The sequence below is a fragment of the Salipaludibacillus keqinensis genome, from assembly GCF_003226325.1.
Lineage (GTDB): Bacteria > Bacillota > Bacilli > Bacillales > Salisediminibacteriaceae > Salipaludibacillus > Salipaludibacillus keqinensis.
Genome location: NZ_PDOD01000005.1, coordinates 281,162 through 293,871, shown reverse-complemented (window position 1 = coordinate 293,871; position 12,710 = coordinate 281,162). Strand labels below are relative to the sequence as shown.

The window sequence follows — 12,710 nt, the reverse complement described above, 5'->3', positions numbered from 1 at the left end:
TTTATAAGTATGTTTTCATTTAATTGAAAATGATTATCATTATCAATTAAACTCAGTTTATACTAAGTGAGAATCATTGTCAATGAGATTTAAAAAAAATATTTGACAACACAATGTTAGTTTGTAATAATTATTAAAAGATATATATTATCGCATCGTAAAGATGCCACATAATAAAAAGGCAACCACCCCGACGTACATCGAGATAGTTGCTAAGTGCTCTACTCAACCAAGGCGACAAGTTCGGGTTTAATATCAAATGAAACGATCGTACCTAATTCTACATCTTGCTCTACAGGAGCATAAATGAGCATGGGCTCTTCTGATAATTCAGGTTCATTATGAAGCCGCACATGAAGTTCTTGGTACTCTCCGCTGTAAGTGACTCGTTCTACTTGTCCGCAATAAGCCCCTTGCTCTGAAAGTCGGCAACCTTCTGGGCGAATAGAGAGTTTTACAGTATCTAAACGCTCTTGCCATTGTGTAGGCAAAGAAACTTTACCTATATGAGTGTGAATATTTTGCAAATCTGTGTCCATCGTACCCGTTAACAAATTCGTTTTACCAACAAACTGGGCTACAAAACAGTTTTTCGGACAACGGTACATTTCCTTTGGCGCTGCAATTTGTTGAATGAGACCGTCCTTCATGACAACGACTCTATCAGAGACTGCAAATGCGTCCTTCTGGTCATGAGTTACCATGATCGCTGTTGTGTTTGCTTTTCTTAATATATTTGTCACATCATAGCGCATTTTTTCTCGAAGGCCAGCATCTAGGTTACTAAATGGCTCATCCATTAACACTACGTGAGGTCTAGGTGCCAATGCTCGAGCTAATGCAACTCGCTGTTGCTGTCCACCAGAAAGCTGAGTTGGGTACCTCTTCGCATAATCTTCTAAACCTACCAGTTCCAACACTTCTTTTGCTCGTAACTTTTTTTCTCTTGCTCCCCATTTATTTAATCCAAACATGACATTCTTTAAGATAGACATATGAGGAAATAAGGCATAATCTTGAAAGACCATTCCAATTCCTCGTTTTTCAGGAGGAAGAGAATGATTTTCGCTGAATACTTCTTTCCCATCGATATGAATAGTGCCTTTAGTTGGATTCTCAAACCCTGCGATCATACGTAAAGTGGTCGTTTTTCCGCAACCACTAGGACCTAGCAGTGTAATAATTTCACCCTTTTGAATATTTAACTGTAGTGCGTCCACCGCCGCTTTGTCCCCACCCGTAAATAATTTCGTAATATTCTCCAGTTGAATAAAGCTCATGATTACTACCTCCCAGATAGTCCCTTATCATCAAAATCTTCTATATGACTTCACTGTATCAATTGTTAGTTTAGAATCGTTAAAATGTAGTTGAGAATGATTTTCATTATAGATGAATTATAGCACACCTGTTTTTTTAAGGTCAACGTTGTTCATCACCTTGTCAAAAATATTTGCAAACCTTTTCACTTAATAAGTTTACTTATTGACTCCCTTTACTTTTTTTGTATCAGAATGCAATTAACACTGTCTAAATAGTGTTAATTGTATTTTTTTACATTTTTCACTAATTCTTCACAATTTGCATTTCATCACACCTCATTGTTCTTATACTATAGAAAATATACAGGGCTCACTTTATTTACGCTTGAATTTACAGGGGGAGGTTATCACACATGGCTCAGACTGGCATGAAAACACAACAGAATCAGGTACAGAAAGTTAAGGAGGATTCTTCTTTAAAAGGGACGCTCATCTTCGTCATGTTTATTGGATCATTTATTTTAGTTTCATGGTTTGCAATATTTTATTTATTTTTAATAAGAGCGTAATAGAGGGGGACTGAATTCGATGCATTTACACAAATACGAAAAAATATGGCTTATATTCGGGATAGGATCTTTAGTACTGTTTCTAGCCGTTCTGGGGGTGGCAGCTTTCGCCTTTGGTCAACAGCCTCCCAGTCATATGGCTAAAGTCGATGCTCAAAACTTAGAAGAATCTGTGTTTTCTGAGCCTGGTTTAGACCAGATAAATGAAGATACCTATAGAGCAAGAATTGTTGCCATGGCGTTCGGGTACGATCCCGGCACCATTGAAGTTCCAGTTGGTTCAACCGTCATCTTTGAAGTAACAAGTTCGGACGTTGTCCACAGCTTTACCATCCCTGGAACGAATGTGAATATGATGATTACACCCGGTCACGTTAACATGGCCGAGTACACATTCGATGAACCTGGCGAATACTTGGTTCTTTGCAACGAGTATTGTGGAACGGGGCACCATTACATGCAAATGAAAATTGAGGTGACACCATAATGAAACAATCTAACTTAGCCCTGCAAGATTATACAGAAATACCTGAAGTTCAAATATCACCTAAAGATGGGAAGTTAGCTTTTGTTCATATTTCCGTGGCTTTTTTTGCCTTTCTCCTGGGTATTTTAGGAGGATTACTTCAAGGACTAGCACGTGGTGGAATGATTCAACTGCCAAGTTGGCTCGGGTATTATCAAATCCTTACTGCACACGGCGTATTATTAGCACTTGTATTTACAACATATATTATTTTCGGTTTCTTTTTCGCAGGAATGAGTAAAACACATGGTGCGTTTTCAGATGGTCTGCGTAAATTAGCTTGGATTAGTTTCTTTATTACTACAATTGGAACCGTCATGGCCGCAACGATGATTCTGGCTAATGAAGCATCTGTCCTTTATACATTTTATGCACCGCTACAAGCACATTTCATTTACTATATTGGATTAACTTTATTTATCGTAGGAACTTGGGTAGCCGGCGCAACCATCATGGCTCACTATTTTAAGTGGAGAAAATTGAACCCAGGTCAACCTTCACCATTATTTGGTTTCATGGCTACAGCAACGATTATTTTATGGATTGTTGCAGGATTAGGAGTTGCCGCTACCGTATTAGGGCAAATGCTTCCTTGGGCCCTTGGATACACAGATGAAATCAATGTCTTATTAAGCCGGACTTTATTCTGGTACTTCGGGCATCCTCTCGTCTATTTTTGGATCATGCCCGCCTACATGGTTTGGTATTTAGTTATTCCTAAAGTGATCGGCGGACGATTATTTAGTGGGTCACTGGCACGACTTGCATTCGTATTATTTCTCTTGTTTTCAATCCCAGTCGGTTTTCACCATCAACTGATGGAAGCAGGTATTACTGAATTTTGGAAATACGTTCAGACCATTCTAACGTTCGTTGTAGTTGTACCTTCCTTATTAACTGCTTTCTCTATTTTTGCTACTTTCGAACAAACGGGACGAGAAAAAGGAGGTAAAGGTTTATTTAGTTGGTTAAAGAAACTTCCATGGGGAGATGTCAGGTTCTTCGCTCCTTTTATGGGTATGCTGATTTTCATACCAGCAGGTGCCGGTGGCTTGATTAACGCCAGCTTTCAACTGAACGCCGTTATTCATAATACATTATGGGTCGTGGGGCACTTTCATTTAACAGTCGGAACAACGGTCGTGCTAACATTCTTCGGAATGGCATTCTGGCTTATTCCACTTGTTACTGGAAGAAAATTAACTAAATTCATGAATCGCTCAGGGATCGTTACGACATGGCTGTGGACAATCGGCATGTTTTTCATGTCAGGCGCGATGCACATTTTAGGCTTGTTTGGTGCTCCAAGGCGAACTGCGTATACGACTTACCAGGATCACCCTCAAGCCTTATCATGGTTTGAAGGGATCTTCGCTAGCCACGTGACTGTTGCTTTAGGAGGCGTCATCCTAACCGCGGCAGGTCTGCTCATGTTCTATAACTTTGTCTATCTAGCTTGGTTTGCTCCAAAAGGAGAGACGGAGTTCCCAATCACTCCAGACCCTGATGACACACCACATACACCAGCTATACTTGAAAACTGGAAGCTGTGGATTGGAATTGCTGTCGTACTTATTTTATTTGCTTACACGATTCCAATTTACGATATGATCGTTAATGCACCTCCAGGATCACCAACATTCAACAACCTGATTCGATAGAAATTACCAACCACCCTTTAGAGTGACTTTTCACTTTAAAGGGTGGTTTTCACTTATTCATTACATTTTTTTTAGGAAAAAGGGTATAGCTTAGTGAAGACAACTTGGTGCACCCATGTACATATAATGATATTATGATTAAATGATTGATTACTCTTATTTTTCAAGAAAGGATACTTATATGGAAACTGATAAATTAACTGTCCTTACAATAAAACATTTAAAAGATAAAAATAAACTGGCTCTTCAAGAGATGACTGAAGAACTACACCCTTATGATTTAGCCGAACTCTATCGAGCTTTGCCTGAGAAGCATCACTTTAAGTTTCTTACTTATCTCACCTCTAAAGATATTGCCGATCTTGTCATGGAACTGGAACCGGAAATGCAAATCGAGGTCTTGGAAAAACTAGGAATAGAAAGATCCTCGAAAATCATGGATATTATGGATAACGATGACTTGGCCGACTTACTGAGTGAGATTTCAGAAGGCAAATTAGAAGAATATTTATCTGCAATGGAGAACGATGAATCAAAAACAGTCCAGCAACTGATGAGCTATCCTCCTGAAACCGCCGGAGGAATTATGACCAATGAGTTTGTTTGGATTCGTCATTACTATACCGTTCGAGATGCCGTTGAAAAGTTCAAAAGTTTTGCTGAATTAACTAGAAACATTTATTACTTGTATGTAATTGATGAGAATAAAAAACTCGTTGGCGTTGTCTCGTATCGCGACTTACTATTAGCAGACATGGACGAGAAAATTGACGATATTATGTTTAACCGAGTGATTTCAGTACCAACTCATACGGACCAAGAAGAGGTGGCCCAACTTATTCAACGATATGACTTCCTTGCCGTCCCGGTCGTTGATGAGCAAAATATATTAAAAGGAATTGTCACTGTTGATGATGTCATCGACGTATTTATGGACGAAGCCCAAGAGGATATCGAAAAACTTTCCGCTTCAGGTAAAGACATCGATTTCCAAACTAAAGCGGTCGTTGCTTCTTATCGTCGCCTCCCTTGGCTCGTTCTGTTATTATTTATTGGTTTGATATCCGGAACCATTTTAGACAGTTTTGAAGACACGTTGGAACAAGTCGTCGCTCTCATATTCTTTATGCCGATGATTGCTGGAATGACAGGTAACACAGGTACCCAGTCCCTGGCCGTAGTGGTGCGCGGGCTCGTAACGAACGATACGGACCGGGGAACAATCCTGAAATTAATATGGCGCGAATTCAAAGTAGGTATTATCATTGGGATTGTATGTGGTTTGCTCGTATTCTTAATAGCAATGTTTTGGCAATCATTCGTTTTCGGTATTGTTGTTGGCATAAGCTTATTGGCTACACTAATCATTGGGACGATGGCAGGTACCGTGATTCCTTTAATCTTATTTAGAGTCGGTTTGGATCCTGCCGTAGCATCAGGACCGTTAATCACAACGCTCAATGACATCTTCTCTTTGTTAATTTATTTTGGAATCGCGACGAGCTTAATGCATTATTTAATTTAGGTTTCTATTTGCTCAATCGTTGATATGCAATAGTACACTAAAAAATGACGACAAACAAAGCCATTCAGGATGTATCCTGAATGGCTTTTGTCTTCCTTCTATACTTTTTCTACCACATAAGCTTTTTTCTCACGGAAATATTTCTCTCCATCGTCCGATGAATGCTCAAAGAATCCATCAAATTCATGAATGACTTTATATTGCCTTTCTGGATCGGAAAAGATTTGTGAGTCGTTCGTAGAAAGTAATACGACATCTGTAGATGAGACGAAGCTATCTAACTCTTTCGCAAAGTAATTTGCACCGGGTTTCAACGTATTTAGTCCTGGTTTAGACATTTTCTATCATCCTCCTCTGTTATCGCCCTTCCCGGATTAAATACCCCTAAAACCTTTTATTTAAAAGACTTCAGCTCGTGAGAAACTTGTCGAATGTTGTTATACGAACGAATTGCCGTCCTATATGACTTAAGTTCGCTTCTATATGAACGAATTGAAGTTCTATAAGAGGTAACTCTTCTTTTATACGATGCAAAGCTTTCATTTCAACAAAATAAAAACCTAATTTCATGAGTGAAATTAGGTTTTTAACTGATTGTTTTTTATAAAAGTTTCTCGCCAAAAAGTGAGCCTACAAGGCCTACTGCAGCGATTGCAGTTTGATTCTTCGTATCGAGGATCGGATTCACTTCGACAAATTCTGCGGAAGTGATGATGCCCTTTTCAGCAAGCATCTCCATCGCTAAATGTGTTTCACGATAGCTCGGTCCCCCAATAACAGGTGTACCTACTCCTGGTGCATCATGAGGATCTAATGCGTCAAGATCTAAACTAAGGTGAACGCCATCAGTATTTTTAGATACATGTTCAATGGCTTCTTCCATGACTTGGCTCATCCCCATACGATCTATCTCGTGCATCGTATAGACTTTGATTCCTTTTTCTTTAATCAGCTTACGTTCGCCTTCATCTAATGAACGGGCACCTACAATGACGATGTTTTCAGGTTTAATTTTCGGAGCATATCCGCCAATTTCCGTTAAACTTGGGTGTCCTATTCCTAGACTAACTGATAAAGGCATCCCATGAATGTTCCCTGAAGGAGACGTTTCACCTGTGTTTAAATCGCCGTGTGCATCGTACCATATCACACCGAGGTTCTCGTACTTATCGGCAACGCCAGCAAGAGTACCAATAGCAATACTATGGTCACCGCCAAGGACTAGTGGGAAGTTACCCTCGTTCATTACATCTGTAAGACCATCTGCAAGGTCTTGATTCGCCTTAACAACAACGTCCAAATCTTTTAAATTATCTTCATTTTTCACGTCTAACTCAGACGGCCGTCCAATTTCGATATCACCGCGATCTTCTACTTCATAACCAATATTTTTCAGGCGTTCTACAACTCCAGCATAGCGAATAACACTTGGGCCCATATCTACTCCACGACGAGTTTGACCTAAGTCCATAGGAACGCCAATAATTGATATTTTTTTATTCAATGACTCCACCTCAACCTTTTTCTAAAAGTTTATGACTATCTAATCTTTGCATCATATGAAGCTTTTGACAAGCTTTCTTGCTAGATCGAATTATTTAGAGAGAAGCCCGCGCAAGGCAAATGTGACATTTTGAGGGCGTTCCGCAAGCCGGCGCATGAAATAACCATACCAGTCTTCTCCAAAGGGAATGTAGACTCTCATTTTATATCCCTCTTTAGCAATTTCTGTTTGAAGCTCACTTCTAAACCCATACAGCATTTGAAATTCAAATTTATCTTTTGTAATATTATGCTCTTTAGCAAACGCTTTCACTTCATCTATGATTCGGTGGTCGTGAGTGGCTACCGCCGCATAACTGCCATTTAGCATATGGGATTTTATAATATTTAAATAATTCCGGTCAACTTCTTCTTGTTTTTGATAGGCGACCTCTGGAGATTCCTTATACGCCCCTTTGATCAATCGCAAGTTTACTCCTTCAAGTTGACGAATATCCTTTTCAGCCCTGTATAAATAACCTTGAATAGCTGTTCCCACCCGGTCAAAGCGCTGCCGTAATTCATGCAAAAGTTCCAAGGTTGCGTCTAAATGAGAATAATCCTCCATATCAATCCGGACGAAATTATCATACTTTTCAGCTGTCTCTAGAATGCGCACCATATTATCACGACATAAGTTACGATCCACATCTAGACCAAGCTGAGTCAACTTCAAAGATAAATTACAATCCACTTTCGCTTCAGCAATAGCGTCCAACGTTCTAATGCAGAAATCTGCTGACTCTATTGCCTCATCACGACTATAAACGAACTCTCCTAAATGATCCACGGTACCACTAAGTCCTTGTTCGTTTAATTGTCGCACTGTTTCCATCGCTTCATCAATTGTTTCACCAGCGATAACCGACTTAGCGCCAAGCTTAGGTCCCCATTTTGTTGCTTTTGCTTTCACAAATTTATTTTGGGATAAAAACAGGAAAAAATTTCTTGTGATCATCTCCATTCAACCCCTTTCTTTTTCATGACGCGGCTACGCAGCTCCCCTTCACCTTCGAGTCATGTTTAGTACAAAGCTTTCGCTTTTTCTTCGATTCTCTAAAAAACGAAAAGAGGATTCCCCGTATAAAACGAAGTCTCCTCTTTCCTCGAGATGTCTTCTCTTTACAGGGTACATTCTAATGATGCTGAGAAGGATTCTTTATGAAAGAACGCTTTTTATTTGTTCGATGGCCCAGTCTAAATCTTCTTGTGAAATAACTAATGGCGGAGCAAATCGAATCACATTTTCATGAGTTTCTTTACATAATAAGCCCTTTTTCTTTAATTCTTCACAGTATGATCTTGCTGGCTCTGTCAATTCGACACCAATAAACAAGCCTCTTCCTCTTACTTCTTTAATCTTAGGATTATCAATTTTCTTAAGCTGATCCGATAAATATTGACCCATTTTCAACGATCTTTCTACTAGCTTTTCGTCTTCAATGACGTCTAAAGCTGCCATGGACACTGCACAAGATAACGGATTCCCTCCAAATGTGGAGCCATGAGAGCCTGGTTCAAAAACACCTAGAATCTCTTCATTTGCACAGACGACAGAAATCGGCATCACTCCGCCACCAAGTGCTTTTCCAAGAATAAGCATATCTGGTTCTACATTCTCCCAATCACATGCGAACATTTTTCCTGACCTTGCTAGACCACATTGAATTTCGTCAGCGACATATAAGACATTGTTTTCTTTACAAATGTCATACGCTTCTTTTAAAAATCCTTCGGGAGGAAGGTTAATCCCTGCTTCTCCTTGAATCGGCTCAAATAGAAACGCCGCTGTATTAGGAGTTATTGCTGCTTTCAGTGCTTCGGCGTCCCCAAATGGAATCACTTTAATCCCTGGAAGCATCGGTCCGAAATCATTTTTATATGCGTCATTGGATGATAAAGACACGGCTGTCATTGTTCTACCATGGAAGTTCTCTTCGCATACAATGATCTCAGCACGATCTTTCTCAACTCCTTTAACACGATAGGCCCAGCGGCGAACAGCTTTTACAGCTGTCTCAACCGCTTCAGCACCTGTATTCATGGGAAGGACCATATCTTTGTTTGTCAGTTTTGAAACTTTTTCATAAAAAGGTCCAAGCTGATCATTATGAAAAGCACGAGATGTCAAGGTAATCCGATCAGCCTGATTTTTTAAAGCTTCTATGATTTTAGGATGACGATGGCCTTGGTTAACCGCTGAATACGCACTTAGCATATCGATATACCGGTTTCCTTCAGGATCTTCCACCCATACTCCTTCAGCTTTAGCAATAACAATTGGAAGAGGATTGTAGTTACGTGCCCCGTACTTCTCAGTTACATCAATAATTTCTGCTGTTTTAGTCATGAAGTAGCTCCCTTCTGTGAGTCACACCGGATTAGTACATATCGGAAACGGTTTTAGGCTGCAAGAAGTGAAGCAAGTAATCTGGTCCACCTGCTTTTGAATCTGTTCCAGACATATTGAATCCACCAAATGGATGGTAGCCTACGATTGCCGCAGTGCATCCTCGGTTAAAGTAAAGGTTTCCTACGTGGAAGTCTTCTCGAGCTTGCTCTAAATGATCACGATTATTGGAAATGACCGCTCCTGTTAACCCGTATTCTGTGTTATTTGCAATCTCAATTAATTCATCAAAGTCTTTTGCTTTAGAAAAAGCTACGACTGGACCGAAAATTTCTTCCTGCATAATGCGAGCTTTCGGATCTACGTCAGCAAATACGGTTGGTTGAACGAAATACCCCTCTGAGTTATCGCCTTCACCACCGGTCATCAATTTGCCTTCTTTTTTACCTATTTCAACGTAATCAAGGACTTTATCGAATGCCGCTTGGTCGTTTACAGGACCCATGAAGTTTGAATTATCTTTGTATGTTGGACCAACTGTTAATTCTTTTGTTTGTGCAACGACCTTTTCGAGAACTTCGTCATAAACATCTTGGTGAATGACCGCTCTTGAACAAGCAGAGCACTTCTGTCCAGAGAATCCGAACGCAGAATAGACGATGGATTCTGCAGCTAAATCTAAATCTGCATCATTGTCGACAATGATCGTATCTTTACCGCCCATTTCAGAAATCATGCGCTTCATCCAAATTTGCCCTTCTTGGACTTTCGCAGCTCTTTCGGCAATATGAAGACCGACGGCTTTTGAACCAGTGAAATTGATGAAACGAGTTCTTGGGTGATCAACAACGTAGTCTCCCATCTCTGCACTGCTTCCTGGAATATAGTTAACAACGCCTTTAGGAAGACCCGCTTCCAATAAGACTTCCATAAATTTGTAAGCAATAACTGGTGTTGTTTTTGCTGGCTTTAGAACAATCGTATTACCTGCAACCATAGGGCCTACTGTCGTTCCAGCCATGATCGCGAATGCAAAGTTCCAAGGTGAAATTGTTACCCCTACGCCTAATGGGATATAGTTAAAACGGTTGAATTCACCGTCTCTTGAATTGATCTCAATGCCGTCTTTTAAACGAAGCATTTGTCGTGCATAGTATTCAAGGAAATCAATTGCTTCAGCTGTGTCTGCATCCGCTTCTTTCCATGGCTTTCCTGCTTCATAAGTGAGCCATGCAGAGAACTCATGTTTTCTGCGGCGAATCATTGCTGAGGCGCGAAACAAAATATTTGCTCGTGCAGCTGGATCCCACTTTTTCCACGTTTTAAATGCTTCGTCTGCCGCTTGCATTGCTTTCTCTGCAAGTTCTTGACTACATTTCGATACGTACCCGACAATCTCTTTCTTATTAGCAGGGTTTTCCGAAACTGTTTTATCATCTGTAAAAACTTTTTCTCCATTAATAATGAGAGGGTACTCTTGTCCCAATTGACCCTTCACATAGTCCAATGCTTCTTGATACTCTTTACGGTTCTCTTCCACCGTAAAATCAGTAAACGGTTCATGTCTGTAAGGTACTACCATGGATTGATACACTCCTTTAAATCTTGTTTATTTTTTAAATATTTCTACACTATAGTTAGTATGCAATAACCATGCCAAAAATCCAATCCTACAAGAAAGCCCTTTCAATAATTTGAATTGACTGAAATTTTTGCACTGAAAAATATTTTTGCGCCAAATAGCAAAAAATATTTGCAGTCTATATTGAAAATTGAGTAAACTAACAGTAGGTTGAGAGGAGGGAATTCCATTGTCCCACATTACAAGCATCCCCCATTTACCGGAAATCTACCGTCAGCTTCTTGATGCTGTAGATGTAGGTATACATGCGATTAATAGTGAAGGGGAGTCTATTATTTATAATCGTAAGATGTCTGAAATTGAGGATATGGCAAGAGAAGACGTCCTTTACAAAAATATCACGGATATTTTCCTATTCACCTCCGAAGAAGAGAGCAGGTTGCTCAAAGCATTGAGTGATGGTTCTGTTCATCACAATGCTAAACAGACTTATTTTAATTTCAAGGGGCAAGAGATTACAACAGTCAACGATACCTTTCCTCTGTTCGATAAAGGAAAAAGAATCGGTGCCGTTGAAATTGCGAAAGATATTACGAAGTTAGAACGCCTTACAAGGGCTAACTCACGAGATAAGCAAGAAGCCAGATTCACCTTTGATCAAATAATTGGTGAAACTTTCGCCATTCAAGAAGTGATCGACAATGCGAAACGAGCAACTCGGACAGCCTCTTCCGTACTTATCTATGGAGAAACCGGTACTGGGAAAGAATTATTTGCCCAAAGCATACACAATGGCAGCGAAAGAGCTTCTAGACCTTTTATCAGCCAAAACTGTGCCGCATTACCTGATTCTTTAATAGAAGGAATATTATTTGGCTCGGTGAAAGGTGCCTTCACAGGGGCTACTGATCATCCTGGTTTGTTTGAGCAAGCAGACGGTGGAACATTGATGCTAGACGAAATTAACTCACTTAGTACATCTCTTCAAGCTAAGCTATTGCGAGCACTTCAAGAAAAGTCAATTCGACGCATCGGCGATACGAAAAATCGTTCCGTAGATGTCCGAATCATTGCCACCGTGAATGAAGATCCAATAGTGTCATTAGAAAAGAATCATTTAAGAGAGGACCTTTACTACAGGCTGAGCGTGGTATCTATTGTGGTTCCTCCCCTCCGCCAAAGAAAAGAAGATATTTTTATATTATCCGATCATTTCATTAAAAAGTATAATGAACGTTTCCAATTGAATGTGCCAAGAATAGCCGACGAAGTTCAACACCTTTTCCAAAAGTATGATTGGCCTGGAAACGTGCGTGAGCTTGAACATATGATAGAAGGAGCGATGAATTTAATTCATTTCGATGAAGAAATTGATTATAGTCATCTCCCGATCCATGTACGAACAAAATTCCCAGTTCACAATCCGGTTGCACATAAACCTGAATCGCTGGTCATACCGCTTTCTCCACCTGCGAAAACGCTGCAAACCTATATGAATGAAGTAGAGAAAATATACTTGGAAGAAATGCTCCAACGCCACAAGGGGAATGTCACTCAAGCAGCCGTTGAATTGGGGATCAGTAGACAAAGTTTGCAATATCGGATGAAAAAATTTGAAATGGATAGCAAGAGATAAATTTTCGAACAGTGATGGTGCCCCAAAAGTAGAATCTTTTGGGGCACCTTCTAATTT

11 protein-coding genes are annotated in these 12,710 nt (G+C 39.9%); 5 read left to right on the top strand and 6 right to left on the bottom strand.

Annotation, left to right across the window (positions count from 1 at the left end; all coding sequences use genetic code 11):
* Window positions 1-221: 221 nt before the first annotated feature.
* A complete protein-coding gene (locus CR194_RS18180) occupies window positions 222-1,280 on the bottom strand; it encodes an ABC transporter ATP-binding protein (protein WP_110611697.1) in 1,059 nt (352 codons plus the stop codon).
* A gap of 395 nt (window positions 1,281-1,675) precedes the next feature.
* On the opposite strand from CR194_RS18180, the gene CR194_RS18175 reads away from it, so the two are divergent.
* The 4 genes from CR194_RS18175 to mgtE all read left to right on the top strand — a co-directional run bounded on the left by CR194_RS18175 (window position 1,676) and on the right by mgtE (window position 5,543).
* Window positions 1,676-1,831: a cytochrome c oxidase subunit 2A gene (locus CR194_RS18175; protein WP_233254414.1), complete on the top strand. Its 156-nt coding sequence runs from the start codon at window positions 1,676-1,678 to the stop codon at window positions 1,829-1,831.
* Between the two features lie 19 nt (window positions 1,832-1,850).
* On the top strand, window positions 1,851-2,318 hold the full coding sequence (locus tag CR194_RS18170) for a cytochrome c oxidase subunit II (RefSeq protein WP_110611694.1): 468 nt from the start codon (window positions 1,851-1,853) through the stop codon (window positions 2,316-2,318).
* The gene (locus tag CR194_RS18165) at window positions 2,318-4,018 is read left to right on the top strand and encodes a b(o/a)3-type cytochrome-c oxidase subunit 1 (RefSeq protein ID WP_110611692.1); all 1,701 of its coding nucleotides are present in this window, start codon (window positions 2,318-2,320) and stop codon (window positions 4,016-4,018) included. The genes CR194_RS18170 and CR194_RS18165 overlap by 1 nt, the downstream gene beginning before the upstream one ends.
* 181 nt (window positions 4,019-4,199) lie before the next feature.
* Complete coding sequence (gene mgtE / locus CR194_RS18160; protein WP_110611690.1) at window positions 4,200-5,543, top strand: magnesium transporter; 1,344 nt, start codon at window positions 4,200-4,202, stop codon at window positions 5,541-5,543.
* 98 nt (window positions 5,544-5,641) lie between these two features.
* Here the strand turns inward: mgtE and CR194_RS18155 are convergent, their stop codons facing one another.
* The 5 genes from CR194_RS18155 to pruA form a co-directional block, all read right to left on the bottom strand.
* Window positions 5,642-5,881 carry a hypothetical protein gene (locus tag CR194_RS18155; RefSeq protein WP_110611687.1) on the bottom strand — a complete coding sequence of 80 codons (240 nt, stop codon included), beginning with the start codon at window positions 5,879-5,881 and terminating at the stop codon, window positions 5,642-5,644.
* 263 nt (window positions 5,882-6,144) lie between these two features.
* Window positions 6,145-7,014: an arginase gene (rocF, locus tag CR194_RS18145; RefSeq protein WP_233254422.1), complete on the bottom strand. Its 870-nt coding sequence runs from the start codon at window positions 7,012-7,014 to the stop codon at window positions 6,145-6,147.
* 123 nt (window positions 7,015-7,137) lie between these two features.
* Window positions 7,138-8,049, bottom strand: coding sequence for a proline dehydrogenase (locus CR194_RS18140; protein ID WP_332888683.1), 912 nt, complete (start codon window positions 8,047-8,049; stop codon window positions 7,138-7,140).
* Between the two features lie 195 nt (window positions 8,050-8,244).
* Window positions 8,245-9,435: an ornithine--oxo-acid transaminase gene (locus CR194_RS18135; RefSeq protein ID WP_110611679.1), complete on the bottom strand. Its 1,191-nt coding sequence runs from the start codon at window positions 9,433-9,435 to the stop codon at window positions 8,245-8,247.
* 31 nt (window positions 9,436-9,466) lie between these two features.
* Entirely contained in the window at window positions 9,467-11,017 is a 1,551-nt protein-coding gene (gene pruA / locus CR194_RS18130; protein WP_110611677.1) for an L-glutamate gamma-semialdehyde dehydrogenase, read from the bottom strand.
* 229 nt (window positions 11,018-11,246) lie between these two features.
* On the opposite strand from pruA, the gene CR194_RS18120 reads away from it, so the two are divergent.
* Window positions 11,247-12,653 (top strand): sigma-54 interaction domain-containing protein, encoded by a 1,407-nt coding sequence (locus CR194_RS18120; protein WP_269845730.1) that lies wholly within the window; start codon window positions 11,247-11,249, stop codon window positions 12,651-12,653.
* Window positions 12,654-12,710 lie beyond the last annotated feature (57 nt).